Raw genomic sequence first — 24,553 nt, 5'->3', positions numbered from 1 at the left:
GACGGGTCACCCGTCGTTCGTCATGTCGAACTCCTTCTCCAACCAGGTGATCGCCCAGATCGAGCTGTTCACCAAGTTCAAGGAGTACGACAACGAGGTCTACCGCCTGCCCAAGGTGCTCGACGAGAAGGTCGCCCGCATCCACCTCGAAGCACTCGGCGGCGAACTCACCGAGCTCACCAAGGACCAGGCCGCCTACCTGGAACTGGATGTCGCCGGGCCGTTCAAACCCGAGCACTACCGCTACTGAGCGCATGGACGGTGACGGGTCCGGCTCGACCTGGGGCCGGACCGTTGCCGTCGAACGTTGTTGCCACCAAAGGAAATTCCGTGCCTGAACACCGGAGTTGTGCGAGATGACCGAAGTGATCTCCGACAGACTGCCACTGGAACGCCAGAATCCGTTCGACCCGCCCGCCGAGGTCACCGCGATCCGTGACAAGGCCCCGATCAGCAGGCTGAGGTTCGCCGACGGACACCTGGGCTGGCTCGTCACCGGCTACCACCAGTTGCGGGAAGTCTTCGGCAGCCCCAAGTTCAGCAGCAGCAGGGAGAACCACCACCTGCTCGACCCGCGGTTCCAGGGTTCCGACGATCCCGGCAACTTCGTCAGCCAGGACCCGCCGGACCACACCCGGATGCGCAAGATGCTGCAGGGCCAGTTCACCGTGCGAAGGATGAACCAGCTGTCCGACTGGATCGGCGAGATCGTCGAGAACCAGATCAAGCATCTGCGCTCCCTCGGCAACCGGGCGGACCTGGTGAAGGAGTTCACTCTCCCGATCCCATCGCTGGTGATCTGCGCGATTCTCGGCATCGACTACGACGAACGGCACAGGTTCCAGGAAGACACCGAGATGCTGGCGAGCCAGAACACCTCGCCCGAGGAGCTGATGGCGGCGCTGCACCGAATCCGCAGCTTCATCGGCGAACTGGTGGTCAGGAAGAAGGCGAACCCCGGCGACGACATGCTCAGCGGCCTGCTGGTCACCGGAGGGCCGACCGACGAGGAAGCGTCGAACATGGCGCTGCTGCTCCTGCTGGCCGGCCACGAGACCACGGCGAACATGCTCGGCCTCGGCACGTTCGCGCTCCTGCAGCACCCGGACCAGCTGAAGATCCTCAAGGACGAACCGGAGATCATCGACAACGCCGTCGAGGAGCTCATGCGCTATCTCTCGGTCCCGCACTTCGGACCGTTGCGCACCGCGCTCGAAGACGTGGAGATCGACGGGCACGTGATCAAGGCCGGTGACACCGTGCTGGCGCACCTGCCCACGGCCAACCGGGACCCGAAGAAGTTCCCCGGCAACCCCGACGAGCTCGACCTGCGCCGCGAGGCACCCCACCACCACCTCGCGTTCGGCCACGGCATCCACCAATGCCTCGGCCACCAACTCGCCCGGATCGAGATGCGGCTCGGCCTCTCCAGGCTGTTCCAGGAGTTCCCCGACCTCCGCCTGGACGTGAAGCCGGAAGAAGTGCCGCTGCGCACGGACATGCTGCTCTACGGAGTCCACTCCTTGCCCGTGACCTGGTCGGAGTGAACGGCCCTACTCGGCGTCCCGCGCCTCGATCAGGTCGAGATCGCGGACGCAGAAGCCGTGGTGCTCGAAGGTCTCGTTGAGCACCGTGCGGAGGCACTGCCGCACCGAGCGGCCGCGCGCGTACGGCGGCCAGACGTCGTCGCCGGGCACCGGCGCCGGCGCTGCGAGCTGCTCGGCGGTGACGTCGTCGAGCCAGGCCTCGAGCTCGGCGGCCTGTGCGGCACGCACGGTCCCGATCTCGTCGAGGGTCGGGTCGAGCGAGAGGTCGAGCCCGTGCGCTTCGCGGTAGGGCTCGACGTCCGGCCCGATGCCCATCGGCGTGAACCGCTCCGTCGAGCCCAGGCAGCAGCGGCGGAACCACGAGTCGTGGACGAAGACGAGGTGGCGCATCGTCTGCACCGCCGACCACTCGTCGTTCACGCTGCGGCGCTCGATGCCGGGCGCACGGCGGATCCGCTCGGTCGTGGCGGCCCAGCCGGCGTGGAGCTGCCGCGCTGCCTCGCGCAGATCGGCGGGGTCCTCGGAGCGGACCAGCACCCGCGCCGGATGGCGCCGGTCGAGCTCCGCCTCGACGTACCCGGTGACCTCGACGCCGTTCACCACGAGGTTCGTGACGAGCCCCTCGATCACGGCGTCCTGCAGGACGACGCCGATCAGGCGTGCTCCGGTCAGATCGCACTCGCGGAACTCCGCACCGTGCAGGTCCTCGTCGACGTATCGCGTCATGCTCCGCATCCTAGGTCCGAGCACATGGCTGACCGGGTGTTTCGTCGTAATCGGCGGCATGGTTCTCTCTGGTCTGAAACCGGAGCAGACGAGAGAGAACCGCGTGATCAGAGACAACGACCCCGCGACGGTCGCCGAGCTTGACCGCCTCGACGAGGCGGTCAAGGCAGCGCCCGCGGGAGACACGACGGCGCAGATCGCGCTGTGGCGCCAGGCGACCGCTCTGGAGCACTGGTTCTTCATCGCGCGGGGCTCGGCCGACCAGCCCCGTCCCTATGCCGTGGCCGCTGAGCAGGGGTCGATGATCTGCCTCTACAGCAGCGCCGCACGGGCGAACGAGGCCGGCCACGTCCTCGGGCTGGCCGACTCGCAGGGGAGCGCGGTGCCGACGTTCGGCGTGCCGATGCCGGTCGCGATCGACTACGTCGCCTCGTTCGGCCAGGTCGGCGTTTTCGGCGTGACGCTGGACCATCCGCGGCTCGGTCACTACATCCCGCTGGCGAACCTGGGTCTGCTCAAGAGCTGGCTCGAGGGGGCCGGGCGGTGAACAGTGCCGGCTCGGGCGACGGCTTCGTCGAGGTGATCGCGCGCGAGGTGGACGCCGACCCCGCGAATCTGGCCCTGCGTGAGGACTTCGTCACGCTGCTACTGGAGCAGGACCTGGGACGCGCGGCCACCGAACTGAAGAAGTTCGAGGCCGTGGGCGGTGATCCGGCACGGGTCCGTCTGCTGCGCGCCCGGCTGATGGCGGCGCGGCTACGAGCTTCGAACCCGCCGCCCGCGGCACCGACCGGGGGAGGCGAGCGGACGCCGGTTCCGGCCCCGTCCGATGAGGACCGTCAGGACAGCGCTGCCGGTCAGGCGTCGCTGTGGGACGCCGAACGCCCGGCGGTGACGCTGGCCGACGTCGCGGGGCTCGCCGAGGTCAAACGGCACCTGGACACCACGTTCCTGGCGCCGCTGCGCAATCCCGAGCTGGCGGCGGCGTTCGGGCAGAAGCCGGGCGGGTCGCTGTTGATGTACGGCCCACCCGGATGCGGCAAGACGTTCATCGCCAGGGCGATCGCGGGCGATCTCGGGGCGTCGTTCATCCACGTGACCCTCGCGGACCTGCTCAGCAGGTGGATCGGGGAGAGCGAGAAGGCGATCCAGAGCGTGTTCCGCGACGCACGCGCGGCAACGCCGTGCGTGATCTTCTTCGACGAGTTCGACGCGCTCGGCGGCCGGCGCACGTCCGGTGGCGGCGGGTCGCAGTCGATGCGGATGCTCGTGACGCAGTTGCTGGAGGAGCTCGACGGTGTGGCGAGCGCCAACGACGGGGTCTACTTCCTGGCGGCGACGAACCGGCCGTGGGACATCGACCCCGCGCTGCGCCGACCGGGCCGGATCGACAGGACGGTGCTGGTGCTGCCACCGGACGCCGCCGCCAGGGCGTCGATCGTCCGGGGCGCGCTGGAGGGCAAGCCGGCCGGCGATGTCGACGTCGCCGCCGTCTCGGCGGCGACCGAAGGGTTCTCCGGCGCCGACCTCAGCCACCTGACGACCACCGTCCTGCAGCAGGCGATGGTCGAGTCGATGAGCAGGGGTGAGCTGGTGCCCGTCACCACCGACGCGATGCTGGCCGCGGTCGGCGGCGTCACTCCGTCCACCACGTCGTGGTTCGACCAGGTGGCGCCGGTGCTCGAGTACGGCGTCGACGACGGCACCTTCGATCAACTCCGGGCGTACCGGGTCAAGCGAGGCATGCGATGAGGGACTTCGGCCGCACGGCCTCCGGCGACGACGGCGCCGTCGAACGAAACCTGGACCTGGCCTGGGAGCTCTTCGCGGCACAACCGGCGCATCCCAGGATCGCCGAGCTGGCCTCACAGGTCCTCGCGTCCCAGCCGGAGCGGAGCAGCGCGGCGCTGTTGCTCGGCAATCACCGTGAGGTGTGCGGCGATGCCGTCGAGGCGCGGCGTCTCTATCTCCAGGTGGCCGGCCGCCGCGACGGCCAGTTCATCAACGCGGCTCGTGCCCTCCGGCACCTGGCGCTGGCCGAGCACGATCATGCCGAGGCGCTGCGGTGGGCGCGCAAGGTGCTGGGCGAGGACCGCGAGGAGTGGGACGACTGGATGGAGCTGGGCTTCGCCCAGGCACTGTGCGGGGACCACGAGGAGGGCTGGCGCCGGCTCGACGAGGCGGTCGCACTGTGCTCCCGGACGGCGCCGGACGGACTCCCCGGCGCGCTGGGGAAGCGCGCGGCGTACCTGCTGGGGACCTTCGCGCCACCCGACCGCTTCGCCGCCACGGCTGAGGAGGCCGTCCGGGTCGACGCGGCGAACTCGTGGGTCGCTCTGATGCTCGGCTGGGCCTATCTGGTGCAGTACCGGTTCGCCGACGCCGAACAACTCGGCCTGCGACTGCTGCGCGAGAACCCGACCGAGGAGATGCTGCACAACCTGGTGGGGACGGCGCGGACGTTGCGGCAGATCTTGGAGAACGCCCACGCCCAGGACATCTCGCTGGAGGACGTCCGCAACGCCGGGGTGATCGAGATGGGGTGGCAGCAGCTCCGCGACCAGATGCTCGGCACCGACCTGGCTTCCGCGCTGGCGGCGCTGGACGACGTGATGCCCGCCGGCCTGCGCGCCACCCTGCGACCGGGTACCTCGATCGCCGACGAGTCCCAGAGGGACGAGCTCGGCTCCATGGCCGCGGAGGACCTGGTGGCCTGGCACGACGGCCAGCAGCCCGGCTCCGGTGGCGCCTGGGGGCTCGCCGAGCCGTTCCGCCTGATGTCGGCAGCCGAGATCATCGCCATGAGCACCGAGATCGAGGCCGACCCTCAAGCGCACCCGGACTGGCCCGAGAACGAGGTCTGGGAACAGGTGATGACCGACGACGCCGGGGCGCACCTGGTCGTCGTCGCGTTCGGAGAGCTGGTCAAGCGCCGCCCAGGACACCCAGACGAGCCCGTGGCCGCGTCCGTGGCCGACTGGATCTGGGACCGGGTGGCGGGCTTCGGCGGTCAGGATCCGCGACCGGCACCCCGGAAGGCCGAGGCGCTCCCGGTCGGCCTGCCGGCTGTCCCCGGCACGTCGCTGAGCGGCACCATCGCCACGATGTACGCCGCTCTGGGAACGTCCGAGAGCTCTGCGCCGTACGAGGAGCTGCGCGGGCTCTTCCCCGGCTCGACCGTCCGGCAGAGCGCGCTGGACCCCGTGCTCCCAGGTCCCGACGGCGTCGACATCGCGTTGCTCGACGGTCTGGTGAAGAAGGTGACCGTCGACGTCGCGCTCTGCCCGAGCGCCGACCGCGTGATCTCCGGGCTGGACCTCGGCGGGCAACGCGAACCAGTCGATGCCCACGTGCGCGCTCACGGCGCCCTCGTGCACAACAGCTGGGAGAATCGCGCCTCCCGTGAGATCACCGTCAACTACGACCTCGCGGAGCATCGACTCGGCTTGCAGTGGAAGGCTGGGGAACTCGCCCGGATCTTCGTGGCCGCCGTCCAGCCGGCAGACGACTGAACAGGGGATGTCGCTTTCTGTAGCAGCGCGCTCACCAGCAGAGATGTGACCATGAACACTTGCCTGTGATGTTGTCGTGTTCATTTCGTAATGTGGCGCGCTGTGTGAGCATGCCCTGTCCCCAACGCAAGGTGTTCCCGAATGTCGGGCCGACATAGAACGCAAGAGACAGCCAGCCGGAAACTGCCCATCGCAGTCGCCGTCACCCTCACCGTGGGCCTGGGCGTGACCTTCTGGGTCGTCCGGGGCTCCGACCAGCCGGTCGATCCAGCCGGAGCCGCCGCCCTTCTGGCCGCCCCGCAGACGTCCGTCAGCCAAGACCTGCGGCCTGTCACGACCTCCACCACCGCGCCGTCGTCCTCGGAACCTCCGGTGACCACCACGCCGCCCCCGGTGACCACGACAACCCCCGAGGCCCCGCCGCCGCCTCCGCCGCCCCCGCCCTGTCCGACCACTCTGGACGGCGTCAAGCCGCACGTGGCGCAGGTGGGTCACCACATCGCGGGCAAGTTCGGTGTCACGGACATCGGCGGCGCCGCCGGCCGGGGCGGTTCCGGCGAGCACCCCCAGGGCCTGGCGCTGGACTTCATGGTGAACACCGCCACCGGCAACGCCCTGGCCGACTACGTGCTGGCCAACCGCAAGGCGTTCGGCGTGACCTACGTGATCTGGCGCCAGCGCTACAACGACGGCAGCGGCTTTTCGCCGATGGAGGACCGTGGCAGCCCCACGGCCAACCACATGGACCACGTGCACGTGTCGTTCCAGGCGGCCGCGACCGTCAAGGTCACCTGCTGATCTCTTCCGGCGGCATCCCCACCGCTCCAACGGCAACGGCCGGTCGACTCTCGCACCTCGTAGGTGTCTTCGAGTGTCGACCGGCCTTTGTCGATGACGCTCGTGTCGGAGTGCCTAGGCTTCGCCTGAAGTGGCGACGGTGCCAAGCGTTCGATGCCTCACGAGGAGACGATCAATGCCGAGTACGTCAGGTGACCAACCGTCCTCCGGGCACGTGCCGAGCCTGCCGGTTCCGCCCATGGTCGCCGACCTCGGCCCGATCACCCACGCGTTGTTCAGGGTGGCGCGGTTGAATCGTCTGCACGCACGGAAGCTGCTCAAGCCCAGTGGCCTGCATCCGGCGCAGGAGCTCGTGATGATGCAGTTGTGGGGCGTGGGGCCGCAGCGGCAGACCGACCTCGTCAACCTCCTCGGCTCGGACGCCGCCACGATGACGCGGACCATCCGCAGACTTGAGGACGAGGGTTTCATCACCCGGCGTCGCGACGAGCGCGACAAGCGGGCCACCATCATCGAGGCGACTGCCGAAAGCCAGGCGTTGCGCGCCGGCGTCGAGCAGGTGTGGTCCGAGCTGGAAGCCACCGTGACGCGAGGCCTCGACCAAGAGCAACGCGACGTCCTTCTGGCGCTGCTCGAGACCGTCGAGTCCGGCCAGGCGCACATCCTCGTCGACGCCCAGATCGACGGCATCGCGCAAATCTGACGAGGTCTCCCCACGCCGGGCCGGCAACCGCTCGGTCGGTTCGAGCTCGACATCAAGCCTCAGGTGTGACCGGGACCACCCGAAAACGACATCGCCCTCGGAACAACTCCGTGCAGTTACCTGTTCGAACAAGTATGTTCAGGTCGAGTCACGAGGAGCCCTCCATGTCGTTCAGCGAAGAAGAACGCGCCTACATCGCCGACCAGCCGCTGGCCCGCATCGCCACCGTGTCGCCCGACGGTCAGCCCGACGCGACACCCGTCACCTTCGACTTCGACGGCACCGACTTCTACGTCGGCGGCCACGACCCCGGCAACACCCGTCGCGCTCGCAACGTGCGGGCCGGTCAGCACAAGGTCGCTCTCATCATCGACGATCTTCTGACCCGGCAACCGTGGACCCCGCGGTTCCTTCGCGTGTACGGCACGGCCGAACTCGTCGATCGCGGTGGCCAGGACGTGCTGAGGATCAGACCGGTCACGAGCTGGTCGATGAACCTGTCCGGCGCCTGGTCGCCAGGGTCGCGTGTGGACAATCCCACGCGAAAAGCCGATCACACCAACAACATCGAGGACTGAGGCTGCCGGGTTGCCGCTGCCGGCCGTAGTGGCCGCCGGCGACGTCGAGCCACGCCCCACCCCGCTTCTCAGGCGACCGCGCCCGCTCTGATCGCCGCGGGCGCGATCATCGTGCCGACCTTTCCCGCGTCGGCTCTCGCGTTCTTCCGTTGCGCACCAACGCCTCGCGTGCACGCGCTGGCTGGATTTCGCGCGCCCAAATTCCCCGCACCCTTCGAATCCACAGACAGGAAGATCATGACCGCGACCGGTTACCAGCCGACCCAGCCCAGGTACAGCTCGACCCTGCCCGTCCCGAGCACGGCGGACGGACCGAAGATCCCCGACGAGGGATACCTCGTCCAGGAGATCGCCGACCAGTTGTACTGGCTGACCGATGGCGGCTACGGGATGATGTTCTCCGTTGCCGACGAGGGTGTCATCGCCGTCGACGCGCCTCCGACGCTCGGACACAACATCACCAGGGCGATTGCGAAGGTCACCGCCAAGCCCGTCACCGACGTGATCTACAGCCACCAGCACTCCGACCACATCGGCGCCTCCAGCATCTACCCGGACACCGTCCGCCGCTACGCGCACCGCGAAACCGCGCGTCAACTGTCGGACGTTCAGGACAAGAACCGCCCCGTGCCGACCGATGTGTTCGACACCTCGATGGTGGTCGGTGAAGGAAAGCACTCGCTGCAGCTCGACTTCCACGGCCCGAACCACTCGACCGGCAACATCCACATCTTCGCGCCGGCGCAGAAGACGCTCATGTTCGTCGACGTCATCTTCCCCGGTTGGGTCCCGTTCGCCTACCTCGCCGTGAGCGCGGACGTCCCCGGCTGGATCAGGGCCCACCACGCGACCAGGAACTACGACTTCGACACCCTGGTCGCCGGTCACCTCACCCGGCTCGGAACACCCGCGGACGTCGACACCCAGATCGACTACGTCACGAATCTCCAGGAGGCCGCGACGCAGGCGCTGGCGTCCGTCGACTTCGCCAAGGTGACCGGCTCCCTCGACCGCGCGAACGGATGGGCCAGGTTCGGCGCCTACTTCGACGCGGTCGCGGGACAGGCCACCGACGCGATCGTCCCCCGGTGGGCCGACCGGCTCGCCGGCGCGGACGTCTTCACCTGGTCGAACGCCTGGGCGATGGCCGAGGCCGTGAACATCGACTTCGGGACCGTCACCGACTACCAGATCCACCCCTGACCGACGCCGTCCCGTCCGCCGCCGTCGCACGATCGTGCGACGGCGGCGGACGGCTCGCCCAGGTGTTCCAGTCCCACGGACATGGACGTCTCACGCGCCCGTCGCCTCAACCTTCGACGTGGGTCCTGTCGTACGTGTCCGGCCGGTCTTGCTCCGCTGGCAGGCCTTGCGATGTGGTGGCGCCGCGGTCTGGCGTGCGTTCAGTCGCGCGACTGCCTGCTGTGCCTGGCTTTCCGGAACTGCGACCAGAGCTGCTCCGCCTTCCGCTCGTGTCCCCCTTCGAGGTAGGCGGCATGGGCGGCGTGCAACTGGCGCTGCACCTCGTCCTGCTGATCGGCGTCCCACGCGAGCAACGCGAGGTGCTTGTGCGCATGCCCGACCAGGTCGTGGCGGCCGGCGGCCTGGGAGATCTCGACACAGTCCAGGAAGTACTCGACCGCGCGTTCCGAGAGCCCCGCGGTGTCGGCGAGGACCCCCAGGCTGTAGTGGACCTGGGCCTCACCGGAGCGAAGGCCGCCCTTGCGAAAGCACGCCAAGGCCGCGCCGTGGAGCCGCCATGCCGCGTCGAAGTCCTTGCGGCGCCGGGCGAGCAATGCCAGCTTGTGCAACGCTTCGCCCTGACTCTCGTCGTCATCGAGGTCGCGGCTGAGCGCGGCGGCCGACTCGAACAGTGCGCGAGCGGCCTCGTCGTGGCCCATCTCGCGGTGCAGGCGCCCCAGTCCTAGCAAGGCCTTGGTCTCCGCTTTCCGATCGCCCAGGCTCACGGCCGCGTCCAGAGCCAGTTCGTAGGCGGAGATCCCTTCGGCCGCGGTGCGGCGGCTGTAGAAGAAGTAGAGGAACGTGCCCAAGGCGAACGCCAGGCGCAGCACCTGTTCACGACGGCCGGTCCGGTGCGCGAGAGCGATGACGGCGAGGATGCTGTCACGCTCGGCTCGCAACCAGACGTGGGCACGCCTGCGGCTCTCAAGGCCGGGCCACTGTTGTTCGGCCTGCTCCGCCGCCTCGACGTAGTAGTCGATCAGGCGGATGAGCGCGGCCTCGCGCACCTCTTCCGCTTCGGCATCGCAGTGCTCTGCCGCGTACAGCCGCAACAGGTCGTGGAAGCGGAACCAGCCGGGCGGTTCACCGCTCTCGATCATGTGCGCGCGCCGCAGGCCGGTCAGCAGCTTCCGCGTGGACTGCGGTGATCGGCCGGCCAGTGCCGCCGCTGCCTCGGTGCTGACCTGGAGGCCGGGGCTGAGCGACAGCAACCGGAACAGCCGCTGCTCCTCGTGGGCGAGCCTGGCGTGCGAGAGGTCGAACGCCGCGCGGACGGCCAGGTCGTCGTAGCTGAGTTCGGCCAGTCGCGCTTCCCGCAGCAGTACGACGAGTTCGGTGGGCGGAAGCCCGGGATCGTCGGACAGCAGGGCCGCCACGATGCCGAGCGCGAGCGGCAACCGTCCGCACAGTTCGGCGATCTCGTGCGCGGCCCGCGGGGCATCGGCGATCCGCGTGTCGGTGGGATCGGTGGCCTGCAGGAGGTTCGCGAGCATCCTCACCGCGTCGTCGGCCGGCAGCACGTCGATCTCGACACGCCGGGCGCCCTGCAGATCTCCGAGCGTGTGCCGGCTGGTCACGAGCACGCGGTGCTGGTCGCCCGGCGGCAGCAGCGGCCGGACCTGTTCGGACGACGACGCGTTGTCCAGCACCACCAGCATCGGCCGGCGCTTCGCGAGCTGGGAGCGGTAGAGCGCCTCTCGTTCCGGCTGCGACTCCGGCACCCGCAGCACTCCCAGCGCGCCGAGGAAGGTGGCGAGCGCGGTCAGCGGTTCGACGCGCGTGCCGTAGCCCTGGAGATCGATGAACAGCACACCGCCCGGGAACCGACCGGCGGCGTCGTGGGCAGCCTTGACCGCCAGCGTGGTCTTGCCGACGCCGGCGAGTCCCGTGGACACGACGACCGGTTGCGGGCCGTCCAGCGCCGCGGCGACGACGGCGAGGTCCGCGGACCGGCCGGTGAACTCGGCGGCGACCGGTGGCAGTCCGTCGAGTGCCATCGGGGCCCGAGACTGCAGGTACACGTCACGTGCTTGCACCACGGTGCCGTGGACGACCCCACTCACCTCGTTGTGCACACCTTCGTTGTACCGCAGACAGGTCCAGTTCGCGCAGGAACCGCGCGCGATCGGTCTAGCCGCCGGGCGGGCTCGTGCAAAAGCGGACAGGATCCTGGGCGGCCGTATTCCGTGGGAGCGTTTCCATGGTGCACTGCAGTTCGGCACCGATCGGGTCCGGCCGTCGGGAAGGGTGCACGGCGTGCCCGACGCGGGGGACCGCTGCTCCGACACCGCGGGCACCGTCTCCGGCTGCCCGACCCCCGCTCAGCTGGAAGCCGAGGACGCGCACAACACCGGCGGCGTCAAGACGAACGTCAACCACACGGGCCATTTCGGCAGGGCGTTCATCGACGGCCTCTGGGCGCAGGGCGCCACGTCGTCGTTCACGCTGCACCGCACGTCGGCGGCACCGGGCTCCGGCGCGATCACAGTGCGGTACGCGAACGCCAACATCGACGCCCGCACGATGACGCTGTCGGTGGACGGACGCGCCGTGCGTCAGGTGAGCTTCCCGAAGGTCTCCGACAGCTGGGACGCCTGGGGCACGGTCACCTTCGACGACGTCCCGTCGAGCGGCCGCGACCCGGTGGTGACGCCGTCCTGCGGCCAGAACGACACCGGTTCGATCAACCTCGACCGGCTCGGCCACCGCGGACCGTGACCGGCTGGGATCAAGGGTGGTTGCTCGCGCTCTTCGCGTGATCCCGGCATGCGGGCGCGAGTGCTGTGCGGGGCGGTCGTCGCGCCGACGCGTGCCATCGTGGTGAAGGGCGACTCACCGGATTCGCCCTGGTCGTGTGCGGCCGAACGACCTGTCAGCGCCGTGTCAGCCGCGGCCCCTAGCGTGATCGACGCCTGATTTTCCGTGCCCGCCGACCGGACACCCGGCGACCGCGGGCGCGCCGGTGTGGAATCACGTGATCGTCGGCTTGAAAGGAGGTCTGCTTACCGGGACCATGGCCTCTTGTGGAGGCAAAGCACAGGGGGCAGCGCCAACACTGGCAGGTACCGTTTTCTGACCACAGATACTGCCGTCCAATGGCGTGATGAATCTGCTGGGGGAGTTGTGAGGACTGGGGAAACAGCGTTCGTGCCTGCAGCCAGGGGAGGATCAGCACTCGATTTTCCATTGACTACCGGGCCGGTGCGGACTATATCCACGCGTACCCTGTCGATCGGGAACTCGCCGCGCTCGACCGGTATTGACGAAGCACACGTGCAGGTGCTCAACGAATCCATTACCGAGCTGCCACCGATCATCGTGCACCGCGAGACGATGCGGGTGATCGACGGCGCGCACCGTCTGCAGGCGGCCAGGGCCGCGGGTGCCGACGAGATCCGGGTGCGGTTCTTCGACGGCGACGAGAACAGTGCGTTCGTGGTCGGTGTGCGGGCGAATACGGCGCACGGGTTGCCGTTGTCGCTGGTAGAACGCAAGAAGGCGGCGGCGCGGATTCTGAGGGACTACCCCGAGTGGTCGGACCGGGTCATCGCCGTGGCCACCGGTCTCTCGGCCAGGACGATTTCCGGGTTGCGCGGGTGCTCAACCGCGGAAGGTCCGCAGTTGAACAGCCGGGTCGGGATGGACGGGCGCAGGCGTCCGGTCAGCACCGCCGGGGGCAGGCGGCTGGCATCGGAGATGCTGTCCGCGAAACCGGACGCCTCGATCCGCGAGATCGCCAGGGCCACCGGCATCTCCCCTGGAACCGTGAAGGACGTCCGCGATCGCATGGACCGAGGGCTTGATCCGGTACCCGAGCAGGTCTCCGCGGCGCACCGAGCCGGGAACCGGCACCAGAAGAAGGACCACAACGGCCTCACGTCCGAGGACGTCGCCGCCCTGTTGCGGGGCATCCACCGGGACCCGTCGTTGCGGTTCACCGACGCCGGACGGCTGATGCTGCGCTGGCTCGACGCCAACGCGGTCGGCAGCACGGAGCGGGAGCGTCTGGTGGCGGACCTGCCGGCGCACACCGCCGGGGTCATCGCCGAACTGGCTCGCTGGTATGCGGCCGATCTGGCCGAGTTCGCGGCTCGGCTGGAAGGGCGCTCGCCGCTCGGCAACTGATCGCTCCACGCCCGCCTGGGACAGCCATCGCGGGCAGTGGCCAGAGCGGTCGTGCCGACCGGCGACCCCTGCCGGCCGGCACGGCCAGCCGCTCGCGGTCGCGGGTCCGGGCGCGTGGTGCGTGCTCGTCGACCTGCGATTTCGCGACGCCGACGACCCCTGATGACGAATTCCGCGGCGCGGTCCGCGGATGCTGTCAATTGGTGAATTTGTCGGCTTCATTGACGATGACAGTGCTCAATTGGACGTGTCCGATCAGTCCGGCACCGTGGTAGTGGGCGGATTCAATAGTTGCCCAGCGCTAATACTCGCTATATGGTCGAGAAAGATTCTGGGGCGGGGCTCGAACACTGGGGTGCGTGAGCCGGACTTCGGAAAGCTCGTATCACGCTGTTGCCGCAGGCTGCGGCAGTTGGGGGTTTGTGTTGATTCGCGGTGCCTGCGTCAGCCTGCCGTTCGCCGGCTGGAACCGTGACCGGAGGGGTGATGTGAGTGCGGCGTTCTCCCAGGGGAACGCCGTCAGGTCGAGGGTTGCCGAGTGAGCAGTCTCGTCGACCGTCATGATCTGATCCTGCTGGACGTAGACGGCGTTCTCGTGCTCGGCCGGAATCCCATTCCGGGTGCGGCGGAGACAATTGCGGCCATCCGTGCCAAAGGTGTGCCACTGCGTTTCACCACCAACAGCCCGCGTCGCCGCACCGCCGAGGTGGCGGAAATGTTGAACAACGCCGGTATCGGAGCCAGTGCCGACGAAGTGGCGACCCCTGCCGCTATCGCCGCGACTGCCTTGGCCGAACGTCTCCCGTCCGGCGCGGCGGTCCTCGTCGTCGGCTCGGGCGCGCTGCGTGACGAGGTGGCGGCCGTCGGACTCAAACCCGTCGACTCCGCTGACGACGAGCCACAAGCCGTGGTGCAGGGTTTCGACCCCGCCATCGCCTGGCCCGTTCTCGCGGAAGCCGCCCTCGCCCTGCATCGTCCGGAAACGCTGTGGATGGCGACCAACCTGGACGACACCTGGCCCGCCGAGCGCGGTTTGGTACCCGGTAACGGCGCTCTCATGGCAGCGCTCACAACCACCACCGGTCGCAGGCCGGACCTGTCTGTCGGCAAACCCGAACCGACCATGTTCCAGCAGCAGGCCAAGGCGCTCAACGCTCGAAAACCATTGGTGGCGGGTGACCGGCTGGACACCGACATCGAAGGCGGGATCCGGGCCGGGTTCGACACGCTGCTGGTTCTGACCGGCATGACAACCCGGGACATGGTGGCCCATTCGCACGTCCAGCCGACCTATGTCGGTGAGAGCATCACGCACCTTCTCGCTGAATCCGCGGTCTTGTGACTCAGCCGTGGTGAGGCGCTGAGTGCATTGATCCCCGCAGAGAATGGTGAACACTCCGTGGCATCGTCGAAACTCCCGAGTCCTACTCCTGTGAGCACCGTGCTGGTCATGGGAATGGGCAACATGGGGGAGCGGCTCGCGTACCGTTTGGCAGAGGGCGGGCGCGTGCGGCGCCTTGTGCTGGCCGGGCGGTCCGCCGAGACGGTCGAGGCCATCGCCGGCACCGCCGCCAGCATCTCTGATCACGTGGTCGAACCGGTCGTCGTGAACGCGACCCGGCGGGACGAAGTCGCCGACCTCCTCGCCCGCACACGGCCCGACCTGGTGGTGCAATGCGCGGCCGTGCGTGGGCCCTGGGCGCTGTCGGGTCGGGACGACGCGGCGGCGACGGCCGTCCTCAGCGGCGGTCTGGCGCTGCAGTTGCCGTACCAGTTGCCGGTGCCGCTGGCCGTCATGCGAGCGACCCGGGACGCCGGCTACACGGGACCGGTCGCGAACCTCTCGTTTCCCGATGTGACCGGACCGGTTCTCGCCCGTCTCGGGCTGGCCCCGGCAGTCGGACTCGGCAACGCCGCGATGGTCGGACTTCGCGTTCGCGCCGCGCTGCGTGCCGCCGGGGCTGACGGCGAGGCGCCGCTCATCCGCGTCATCGGTCACCACTCTCAGCTGCTCGACGCGATGCTGTCCCGTGAACCGGCCGATCGCGCCGACCGCTGCATGGTCTTCCTGGGCGAGGACGGACGACGTGCGGACGAGCTCGCCTACCGGGCGCCGTCGATCGTGCGGTCTCAGCGCTACAACGAGGTCACGGCTGCCGCCGCGATCCCGGTGCTGCACGCTCTCCTTCCCGGCGCGGCACCTCTGCGCTGCTCGACCGCCGCCCCCGGCGGGCTCCCAGGTGGCTATCCCGTGCGGATCGACAACGGCGCGGTCACCCTCGACCTGCCACCCGGTGCCGATCCAGCCGAAGCGATCGCGTTCAACGAGAAACAGGCGCGCGGCGACGGTGTGGAACGCATTGACGACGACGGCACCGTTCATTTCACCGCGGCGGCTCGTGACGCGGTGGCGGAGGTGGACCCCGGAATTGCCGATCCGCTTCCGGTCGCCGATCTGGAGAAGCGGGCCAGGCGCCTCGACGACCTGCTGATGTAACCATTGTCAGACCGTGTTCAAAGGCCACTTGAACAATCGCAAGGAGCACCATGTCGGTTGACGACGCTGACTTGACCGCGCCCTACCGCGTGGTCGTCAATGACGAGGAGCAGTACAGCATCTGGCCTGATGGCAGGGAGGTTCCTGCCGGCTGGCGGGTCGTCCGGGAGGCCGCCCCGAAAGCGGACTGTCTCGACTACGTAGAAGAGATCTGGACCGATATGCGGCCGTTGAGCACGCGCCGGGGCGCCTGAGCGGAAATCCGCTGTCCGGACATCTTTTGTCGTGATCCGATGGGGGCAAGTCTTGAGTAGCGTTGAGGATTCCACCCTCCACGAGTTGTTTCAGGATGCGGTGGATCGAACTTCTCTGCACGAACTGTTCGAAGCCCAGGTGGACCGCACCCCCGAAGGCGCCGCACTGGTCCTGGGAAACGAGGCGTGGACCTACCGGCGACTCGACGATCGCGCCAACCAGATCGCGTGGAGCCTGCTCGCGAAGGGGGTCGGGCCGGAGCACGTCGTCGCTCTGCACACCCGGCGGTCGCCGGCGGCGTTCGCGGGGATGCTCGGCGTCCTGAAAGCCGGTGCCGCCTACCTGCCCATCGACCCGGCGCTTCCCGCCGCCCGCATCAGCTACATGCTCCAGGACTCCGGCGCCGCGGTCAGGCTCGCCGACCACACCACCTCTGAGCTGAACAGCCACCTGGACACCCTCGTCCTGGACGACGAGGAGACCTGGACGCGGCACCCCTCCACCCGCCCGAGCGTCGCGGTCAGCCCCGGCAGTCTCGCCTACCTCATCTACACCTCGGGTTCCACCGGTCAGCCCAAGGCCGTCATGGTTCCGCACAGCGCCATCGTCAACCACACCGTCTGGGCCGTCTCGGACGTCTGGCGCGGCAAGCAGCTGAAGTTCCTGCACCGCATGTCACTGAGCTTCGACGCCTCGAACCTGGAGATCTACGGTCCGCTGACGTCCGGCGGCACGGTCGTGCTCACCCCGAGTCAGACCGGGATCGACATGGACGAGCTCCGGGAGCTGATCACCAGCGAGCAGATCGACGTGATCGGGGTGACGCCGCCGGTGCTGCGCGAAGCCCTCGCGGCGCGTGCCCTGGCGGGGACGGGCCTGCGCTGGCTGATGTGCGGCGGAGAAGCGCTCGAAGCCGACCTGGTCACCGAATGCAGGACGCAGCTCCCCGGCATCGAGGTGGCCAACTTCTACGGCCCGACCGAGACCTGCGTCAACTCGACCTACTACCCGGCCCCCGAAGACCAGGAACCGGGGCCGCTGCCCATCGGTTCGCCGATCCGCGGCACCAGCGCGTACGTGGTCGACGAGACGCTGAACCTGGTCCCTCCCGGTGTGGCGGGGGAGCTGCTGATCGGCGGGGCCGGGGTGACGCGCGGCTACCACGGCCGGCCGGGCCTGACCGCGGAACGGTTCATCCCGGACCCGTTCGGCGCCCCCGGCGCTCGGCTCTACTGCACCGGCGACCTCGTCCGCCGGGGATCGTCGGGAGAGCTGGAGTTCCTCGGCCGGATCGACCAGCAGGTCAAGCTGCGCGGCTTCCGCATCGAACTCGGCGAGATCGAAGCGACCCTGGCCGGGCTCGACGGTGTCACGGACGCGGCGGTGACCGCGGTCCGGCACCCGAGCGGAGGGACCCAGCTGATCGGCTACGTCACCGGAGGCGCGAACACCAAGGTGCTGCGCGATGAGCTGAGCGCTCGCCTGCCCGACTACATGGTGCCGTCCATGATCGTCAGCCTGGACAAGCTCCCCCTGACGTCCAACGGCAAGCTTGACCGCGCCGCGCTTCCGGTGCCGGAGCAGGCCGGAACCGGTGAGGGCCATGTCAGTCCGCGAGACCCGGTGGAGCACCTCCTCGCGGAGCTCGTCGCCGAAGTCCTGGGCGTCGACCTGGCTCGTGTCGGTGTCCACGACGACTTCTTCGACCTGGGCGGGCACTCGCTCCTGGTCACCCGGCTGATCGCGCGGGTGGGCAGTGTCCTGGCCGCGTCGCTGAAGCCGCGGGACGTGTTCGAAGGCAGGACGGTCGCGAGGCTGGCCGCTCAGGTGCGCGAGTCCCGAAGCACAGCACCGTTGCACCCGATCCGTCCCGTCGGACGCGACGGCCGCACACCCCTGTCGCCGGCTCAGGAGCGGTTGTGGTTCCTGGAACAACTGCGACCGGGAACCACCACCTACACAGCCGCCGTCGAGTACCGCCTCCGAGGTGTTCTGGACGTGGCGGCGCTGAGGACCGCACTGTCCGATGTGGTCGGTCGGCACGACGCACTGCGGACCGTCTTTCCCACCAACGGTGAGCGCCCGCAACAGGTCGTCCTGGAGCAGGTCGACGTGCCGTGGGAGTTCCACGATCTGCAGGGCCGGGACACGGACTCCGTACGGGCGCTCGTGAACGACGTGGTGCGCACACCGTTCGACCTGGCCGCGGGCCCGTTGCTCCGCGCCCAGCTGCTGGGCATCAGCGCGGAAGAGCACCTCCTCGTGCTGACCGTCCACCACATCGCCTTCGACGGTTGGTCCTTCAACGTCCTGACCCGCGAACTCGCGCACTGCTACCGGGCACGGGTGGACCGAACCGCGCCCGGCCTGCCGGCGCTGTCGCTGCAGTACGCCGACTTCGCTGCCTGGCAACGGGACTGGCTGGGCAGCGGTCCGGCCGCCGAGCAACTCGAGTACTGGCGGGACCGCCTGGCGGACGCGCCGGCCGCGCTGGACCTCCCGGTGAACCGGCCTCGTCCGGCCGTCCAGACGCACCGCGGTGGGTTCGAGCCGGTGTTGATCCCCACGGATCTGGTGGAACGGCTTCGGAGTCTGGGCAGGCGCGAGGGTGTCACCCTCTTCATGACCCTGCTCGCCGGGTTCAAGGTGCTGCTCGCCCGCCACGCGGGGGTCACGGACGTCGTGGTGGGCACCCCCGTCGCGAACCGCAACAGGGTCGAGCTCGAGCAACTGATCGGGTTCCTCGTCAACACCTTGGCGTTGCGCACCGACCTGACCGGCGATCCCACCCTGTCGGAGCTGCTCGGCCGGGTGCGCGAGACCTGCCTCGGCGCGTACGCCAACCAGGACGTGCCGTTCGACCAGGTCGTGGAGGACCTGCGGCCGTCGCGGGACCTGAGCAGGTCACCGGTGGTCCAGGTGATGTTCGGGTTCGACGTCGCGGTGGCGCGGGCCGACTCGCTGCACGACCTGAGCCTGGACTTCTCCAGGCTGGAGAACGGTTTCGCCGTGTGCGACCTGGTGGTCGACCTCGTGGACGACCCCCGCGGAGTCGTCGGTGGCTTCACGTACGCGTCGGATCTGTTCGACGCCACGACCATCCGCCGGATGATCGGCCACTACCTCACGATCCTCGACTCGATGACGCGGCACGATCCGGCGGCGCTGCGGACGTCCCGGGTGGAACTGCTGCCCGCGGCCGAGCGAGCCGAGATCATCGCGGCCGGGACCGCGCCGGAGACGACGTGGCCGGGTCACTCCGGCCTGCACGAGGACTTCGAGTCGCAGGTGGACAAGACCCCGGACGCCATCGCGGTCCGCTGTGCCGAGCACGCGTGGACGTACCGTCAGCTCGACGATCGGGCCAACCGAATCGCCTGGAGGTTGCGCGAGCAGGGCATCGGACCCGAACAGGTGGTGGCGCTGTGCGCCCAGCGCTCCCCGCACGTGGTCGCCGGGGTGCTCGGCATCCTGAAGGCGGGCGCCGCCTACCTGCCCATCGATCCCGCACTGCCGCCCGCTCGCGTCCACTACATGCTCGAAGACGCGGCGAGCACCGCGGTGCTGACCGACCGCCACAGCGTTGCCCAGGTCGAAGGCCGCGGACAGGTGCTCCTCCTCGACGACGAGGACACCTGGAACCCGTACCCGGCTGATCGCCCGGCTGTCCGCGTGGGCCACGACGACCTCGCCTACCTCATCTACACCTCCGGCTCCACCGGCCTGCCCAAAGCCGTGACGATGAGTCATCGGGGAATCCACTGGCTGAACGTGTCGCTGGCGAGCGAGATCATCGGCACCGGCCCTCGTCCGAAGACGGTCGCGCTCAACTCCCCGATCTTCTTCGACGGTCACGTGATGCTGTTCGCCTGGATGGCCGCCGGAGCGACGATGGTGATCGTTCCTGAGGACGTCCGGCGTGATCCGCGGCTGCTCGCCGATCTGCTGATCCACCACGAGGTCGAACTCATGGACGTCACTCCGTCCCAGCTGGACATGGCGATCAGCGTCGACGTGCTGGAAAAGATCCCGGCCGAGACGACGATGCTCGTCATCGGGGAGGCGGTCAGCGAGAAGCTCTGGCGCACACTGGGCGACGGCCCGTGGCAGGCCTACAACCTCTACGGCCCAACCGAAACCCACGCCGCCACGATGACGATCATCGACCCGGCCGAGCCGCTGAGCATCGGTTTTCCGATGGCGGGATACGACGCCTTCGTGGTCGACGCGTCCGGAGAGCTCGTGCCGCGGGGTGTGGCCGGGGAACTGGTCGTGGGCGGCGGTCGCATCGCGCGCGGCTACCACAACCGACCGGCGCTCACCGCCCAGCGGTTCATCCCCGACTCGTTCACCGGCAGGGCCGGGCGCCGGCTGTACCGAACCGGCGACATCGTCCGGTACACCTCGGCCGGGGCGCTGGAGTTCATCGGCCGCCGGGACAACCAGGTCAAGGTGCGGGGTTACCGGATCGAGCTCGGTGAGATCGAGGCGGCGATCCTGCGCGAGCCGGGCGTCACCGCCTCCGCGGTGACGCTGTACGACGGTGCCGCCGGGGACAAGCGCATCGCCGCGTACTTCGTGGCCCCGCCGTCGCTGACGGAGGCGGATGTCCTGCGGGGGCTGAAAGTCCGGCTGCCGGAGTACATGGTCCCGTCGTCGCTCCTGAGGCTCGACTCCTTCCAGATGACCAGGAACGGGAAGGTCGACCGGTCCGCGCTGCCGGAGGCGAAGCCGGTCGGCACCGACGACGGGGATGCCACGCCTCCGAGCGACGACACGGAAGTCCTGCTGACCGACCTGTGGTCGGAGCTGTTGAACGATGGCGGTCTGGGCGTCCACAGCCACTTCTTCAAGTCCGGTGGCCATTCGCTGCTCGCCATCCGGCTGATCACCCGGATCAACCAGGAGTTCGCGGTCGACCTGCCCCTGCAGGCTTTGTTCCGCAACCCGACACCGCACGGCATGGCGAAAGAACTGCGCGAACTCGCCTCGTAGATCACGAAATAAAGTACTCCTGCGTTAATCGGCAGTGGACATCTCTCCTGCTCTCATTAGGATGTGAGAAAACGTGGCGTTGAACTTTGTGCTGATGTTGACCGAAAAAGATGTGACAATTCCTGACGCGGTCGACGTGTACGAGAAGCTCTCGGTCGACGAGCTCCGGATCATCGCGTTCAAGGACGTGGGCATCGATCCGCAGATGGCCAAGGACCTGACCGAGGCCGCGCACGCGGACGGCCGGTCGGTCCTGCTGGAGCTGGCCGACATGAGTGACGCCGGCCAGGAACGGGGCTACCAGTTCGCGCTGGACCTCGGCGTGGACCGCGTGATCGGAGCGTGGCGGCCGGACGTGGCACAGACGTTCGCGGGGAGCGGGAAGCCCGAGTACTGGCCGTTCGTCGGATCCCTGTCCGGAAGCCCGTTGGTGCTGGCCAGCTCGCCTGACGAGCTGGCGGCCGAGGCGGAGCGGCTGAGCGCGACGGACGGCGTGCGAGGCATGTGCCTCATGCCCTACCGGCAGTCCTCGTACGACCCCGTGCTGCTGATGCAGCGCACGGCGGCCGCGGCGACCGTGCCATTTGTCATCGCGGGAGGCGTGCGCGGGGCCGAGCAGATCACCGATATCGCCGGTGCGGGCGCCTGGGGTTTCACGATGGGCGGCGCCGCGCTCGCGGACCGGCACGACGATCCGGCATCGGTGACCGAGCGCGTCTCCGAAATCATTCGACTTTCCCGGTAAGCGTCCGACGCACACTGAGTTTTTCATGGGAGCAATGAAATGAAGCTCGTCTGCAAGAACTGTTCTGATCTGCCCGGTGTCGGTTCCGTGGACGGCCCCAACGAATGGCTGTGCACCCGCTGCGGTGAAGCGCTGTCGGAGTCGCTGCCCGACGTCGCGAGTTGGGCGGACGCGGTCACCGACACACCGGGTGTCGGCCGCTACGCCGCGCTCCTGCCGGTGTCCGCGCCGGATGACCTGCGCAGCAACGAGAAGGCGCTGATCCCGCTGGAAAGCCCGCGGCTGGCCGAAGCGCTCGGCGTCGCGTCCGTCCGGCTGGTGCCGCAGACCCTGAACGACACCGGCACGTTCAAGGACAACGAGGGTGTGCTCCTGGCGGCCAAGTGCGTCGAGTGGGGGCTGTCGTCGGTGTGCATGCACAGCTCCGGCAACACGGCACGGTCCTACCAGTACTACATGGAACGGCTGGGCGTCGTGTGCACGGGCTTCGTGCCGCAGCCGTCCGCGTACAAGTGCCCGACCACCTCGATGGGCAAGTCGCAGGTGGTGGCCGTGCCGGGCAACATGGTGAACGCGGCCGACGCGGCCATCGCGCACAGCAAGGAACACGGCGCGTTCCGGCTGACGCCGAGCCAGTGGAAGATCGAGGGCAAGGTCCCGGTGGGACTGGCGATCGCGGAGCGGTGCGCCGACGCCACGATCATCGCGGTGACGATCGCCAGCGGCTACGGCCCGCTCGGCTTCGAGCGCGGCATCCAGCGCGCCAGGGCCGCGGGACTGCCGGCACCGGGCGAGTACACGTACCACCTGTTCCAGGCGGCGGACGCCGGGCTGCTGGGTGCGGCGTTGCGGGAAGGCCGTGACGAGATCGACCTGAGCGACATGGTGGCGCCGGAGCACGCCTTCGAACCCACGCTCCAGTCGACGAACCCGAACCGCACGTTGCCGTTGGTCCGTCAGCTGGTGGCGGACACCGGCGCGAGCATCGACTCGGTGGAGCCGTCGCGGGTGGAGAAGGAGGCTCAGCTGCTGATCGACGCATGCGCCGAGCTGGACATCCCGCTGGCGTACGAGACGGAGAAGTCGGCCTTCATCTGCTGGGGCGGGCTGCGGCAGGCCGCCGAGTCCGGCCGGCTGTCGCCCGACGACCGAATCGTCATGATCGTGAGCGGTTCGACGCCGCTGAACCAGCTGCCGTAAACGCCCGGAGATCCCAGTCGGCGGCCGCTGTTCCCGGCCGCGGCACGGAAGCCCATTCGAAGGGGCAACGCAGCTGCGATGAGCACAAAGAACATTCCTCTGTACGAGTGGTTCGCCGCCTCGGCGAAGCGCTGCCCGGATCAGCCCGCGCTGGAGATCGCGGACAGCGTGATCAGCTACGCGGAACTCGAAGGCATGGCCGAGTTCCTCGCCGGCCGGCTGCTGGCCGCCAATGACGACGTCGCACCCCGGCGCGTCGGTCTGCTGGCCGCGGCGAACACGGTTTTCGCGTACGCCGGGTATCTCGCCGTCCAACGACTCGGTGCCACGGTCGTGCCGCTCAACCCGTCATTCCCTGCCGCTCGCAACGCGGCGATCACCCGGGCCGCCGGGCTGGACCTGGTGCTGGGGGAGCGGGAAGGGCTCGGCGCCGATCTGCCCGCCCGAGTGCTCGCCGTGGATTCCGGAGAGTTGCCGGGAGTCAGGTCCGCGGGTGAGCTACCCGGACTCGCCGCCGGGCCGGAGGACCTGGCCTACATATTGTTCACCTCGGGCTCCACCGGTGAGCCCAAAGGCGTTCCCATCCAGCACCGCAACATTTCCGCGTATCTCAGTCACAGCATCGGGCACTACGAGCTCGAGCCGGGGTGCCGGGTGCTTCAACCGTTCGAGCTGACGTTCGACGTGTCGGTGCTGGCGATGTTCGTCGGGTTCGGCTCCGGCGCCACGGTGGTGGTGCCCGGTCGCAACGATCTGCTCGCGGCAGCGCGGTTCGTGCAGCGCCGCAAGCTCACGCACTGGTTCTCAGTGCCGTCGGTGATCTCCTTGACGCAACGGATAGCCCCACTTCAGCCAGGGTCGATGCCGACGCTGCGACGCAGCATGTTCGCCGGCGAGGCTCTCGCTCTCCAGCAGGCGGAAGCGTGGCACGCGGCGGCGCCGAACGGGGTGGTGGAGAACGCCTACGGACCGACCGAGCTCACCATCATCTGCGCGGAGTACGTGTTGCCCGCGCAGGTGGCGGAGTGGCCGCGCACACCCAACGGGACGGTGCCCATCGGACCCGGTCTCAGTTCCCTGGAATGCGTTGTTCTCGACGCCGAAGGCAAGCCGGCCGAGGAGGGGGAGTTGTGCGTTCGAGGCCCGCAACGTTTCGCGGGTTATCTCGACCCGGCGCACAACGAGGGCCGATTCCTGGCCTACGAAGGAGACAAAGCGACGCCGTACGACCCGGCGACCCCGCTCACTGACGAACATTGGTATCGCACAGGTGACCGGGTTCGCACCAGTGCGGACGGATACATCTACTGCGAACGCCTGGACCATCAGGTCAAGGTGCGTGGTTACCGCGTCGAACTCGGCGAGATCGAGGCGGTCTTGCGGGAGCAGCCCGGAGTGCGCGACGCGGTGGTGGTCGCCCAGTCGGCACTCGGCGGCGACGCGGTGCTGGCCGCCGCGTACACGGGCCGGATCAGCGACACCGAGGACCTTTTCCAGGCACTCCGGGAAAGACTGCCCTCCTACATGGTCCCCGTTTCGCTGACCGCGTTCGAAGAATTCCCACTCAATGTGAACGGCAAGGTCGACCGACGGCGTTTGGCCGAGGCGTTGTCGCGATGAGCGGCCCAAC

General features: G+C 68.6%; 20 protein-coding genes. 18 read left to right on the top strand and 2 right to left on the bottom strand.

Features of this window, described 5'->3' with window-relative positions; genetic code table 11:
- Together SK854_RS42925 and SK854_RS42920 are read left to right on the top strand one after the other, a co-directional pair.
- On the top strand, positions 1-250 hold a 250-nt coding region (locus SK854_RS42925), incomplete at its 5' end, for an adenosylhomocysteinase (protein WP_319980902.1).
- Positions 251-356: 106 nt separating this feature from the next.
- Positions 357-1,547 carry a cytochrome P450 gene (locus tag SK854_RS42920; protein WP_319980901.1) on the top strand — a complete coding sequence of 397 codons (1,191 nt, stop codon included), beginning with the start codon at positions 357-359 and terminating at the stop codon, positions 1,545-1,547.
- A 6-nt stretch (positions 1,548-1,553) separates the two neighbouring features.
- Here SK854_RS42920 and SK854_RS42915 read toward each other — a convergent pair whose 3' ends face one another.
- Positions 1,554-2,273, bottom strand: coding sequence for a DinB family protein (locus tag SK854_RS42915; RefSeq protein WP_319980900.1), 720 nt, complete (start codon positions 2,271-2,273; stop codon positions 1,554-1,556).
- 103 nt (positions 2,274-2,376) lie between these two features.
- Between SK854_RS42915 and SK854_RS42910 the strand changes: the two genes are divergently transcribed.
- The 7 genes from SK854_RS42910 (at position 2,377) to SK854_RS42880 (ending at position 9,067) form a co-directional block, all read left to right on the top strand.
- Entirely contained in the window at positions 2,377-2,820 is a 444-nt protein-coding gene (locus SK854_RS42910) for a hypothetical protein (RefSeq protein ID WP_319980899.1), read from the top strand.
- On the top strand, positions 2,817-4,025 hold the full coding sequence (locus tag SK854_RS42905) for an ATP-binding protein (RefSeq protein WP_319980898.1): 1,209 nt from the start codon (positions 2,817-2,819) through the stop codon (positions 4,023-4,025). The genes SK854_RS42910 and SK854_RS42905 overlap by 4 nt, the downstream gene beginning before the upstream one ends.
- Positions 4,022-5,785, top strand: a complete 1,764-nt coding sequence (locus SK854_RS42900) for a tetratricopeptide repeat protein (RefSeq protein WP_319980897.1) — start codon at positions 4,022-4,024, stop codon at positions 5,783-5,785. Before SK854_RS42905 ends, SK854_RS42900 begins: the two co-directional genes overlap by 4 nt.
- Before the next feature lie 225 nt (positions 5,786-6,010).
- Positions 6,011-6,583: a hypothetical protein gene (locus tag SK854_RS42895; protein ID WP_319980896.1), complete on the top strand. Its 573-nt coding sequence runs from the start codon at positions 6,011-6,013 to the stop codon at positions 6,581-6,583.
- Between the two features lie 175 nt (positions 6,584-6,758).
- Positions 6,759-7,286 carry a MarR family winged helix-turn-helix transcriptional regulator gene (locus SK854_RS42890; RefSeq protein WP_319980895.1) on the top strand — a complete coding sequence of 176 codons (528 nt, stop codon included), beginning with the start codon at positions 6,759-6,761 and terminating at the stop codon, positions 7,284-7,286.
- 164 nt (positions 7,287-7,450) lie between these two features.
- Entirely contained in the window at positions 7,451-7,864 is a 414-nt protein-coding gene (locus tag SK854_RS42885) for a PPOX class F420-dependent oxidoreductase (protein WP_319980894.1), read from the top strand.
- A 237-nt stretch (positions 7,865-8,101) separates the two neighbouring features.
- Complete coding sequence (locus SK854_RS42880) at positions 8,102-9,067, top strand: MBL fold metallo-hydrolase (RefSeq protein WP_319980893.1); 966 nt, start codon at positions 8,102-8,104, stop codon at positions 9,065-9,067.
- A 200-nt stretch (positions 9,068-9,267) separates the two neighbouring features.
- Here SK854_RS42880 and SK854_RS42875 read toward each other — a convergent pair whose 3' ends face one another.
- Positions 9,268-11,169, bottom strand: a complete 1,902-nt coding sequence (locus tag SK854_RS42875) for an ATP-binding protein (protein ID WP_319980892.1) — start codon at positions 11,167-11,169, stop codon at positions 9,268-9,270.
- 193 nt (positions 11,170-11,362) lie between these two features.
- Between SK854_RS42875 and SK854_RS42870 the strand changes: the two genes are divergently transcribed.
- The 9 genes from SK854_RS42870 to SK854_RS42830 all read left to right on the top strand — a co-directional run bounded on the left by SK854_RS42870 (position 11,363) and on the right by SK854_RS42830 (position 24,543).
- On the top strand, positions 11,363-11,824 hold the full coding sequence (locus tag SK854_RS42870; protein ID WP_319980891.1) for a carbohydrate-binding protein: 462 nt from the start codon (positions 11,363-11,365) through the stop codon (positions 11,822-11,824).
- Positions 11,825-12,379: 555 nt separating this feature from the next.
- Entirely contained in the window at positions 12,380-13,231 is an 852-nt protein-coding gene (locus SK854_RS42865) for a winged helix-turn-helix transcriptional regulator (protein ID WP_455032271.1), read from the top strand.
- Between the two features lie 538 nt (positions 13,232-13,769).
- Entirely contained in the window at positions 13,770-14,573 is an 804-nt protein-coding gene (locus SK854_RS42860) for an HAD-IIA family hydrolase (protein WP_319980889.1), read from the top strand.
- Between the two features lie 90 nt (positions 14,574-14,663).
- On the top strand, positions 14,664-15,728 hold the full coding sequence (locus tag SK854_RS42855) for a Rossmann-fold NAD(P)-binding domain-containing protein (RefSeq protein WP_319980888.1): 1,065 nt from the start codon (positions 14,664-14,666) through the stop codon (positions 15,726-15,728).
- A gap of 50 nt (positions 15,729-15,778) precedes the next feature.
- A complete protein-coding gene (locus SK854_RS42850; RefSeq protein ID WP_319980887.1) occupies positions 15,779-15,982 on the top strand; it encodes an MbtH family protein in 204 nt (67 codons plus the stop codon).
- A 100-nt stretch (positions 15,983-16,082) separates the two neighbouring features.
- The gene (locus SK854_RS42845) at positions 16,083-20,978 is read left to right on the top strand and encodes a non-ribosomal peptide synthetase (RefSeq protein ID WP_319980886.1); all 4,896 of its coding nucleotides are present in this window, start codon (positions 16,083-16,085) and stop codon (positions 20,976-20,978) included.
- 112 nt (positions 20,979-21,090) lie between these two features.
- Positions 21,091-21,723 (top strand): hypothetical protein, encoded by a 633-nt coding sequence (locus tag SK854_RS42840; protein WP_319980885.1) that lies wholly within the window; start codon positions 21,091-21,093, stop codon positions 21,721-21,723.
- A 39-nt stretch (positions 21,724-21,762) separates the two neighbouring features.
- On the top strand, positions 21,763-22,923 hold the full coding sequence (locus SK854_RS42835; RefSeq protein WP_319980884.1) for a pyridoxal-phosphate dependent enzyme: 1,161 nt from the start codon (positions 21,763-21,765) through the stop codon (positions 22,921-22,923).
- A 78-nt stretch (positions 22,924-23,001) separates the two neighbouring features.
- Positions 23,002-24,543 (top strand): AMP-binding protein, encoded by a 1,542-nt coding sequence (locus SK854_RS42830; protein WP_319980883.1) that lies wholly within the window; start codon positions 23,002-23,004, stop codon positions 24,541-24,543.
- The last annotated feature ends 10 nt before the right edge of the window (positions 24,544-24,553 follow it).

This window comes from Lentzea sokolovensis (assembly GCF_033949975.1).
GTDB classification, from domain to species: Bacteria; Actinomycetota; Actinomycetes; order Mycobacteriales; family Pseudonocardiaceae; genus Lentzea; species Lentzea sokolovensis.
This window is presented reverse-complemented; position numbering and strand designations above follow the sequence as displayed.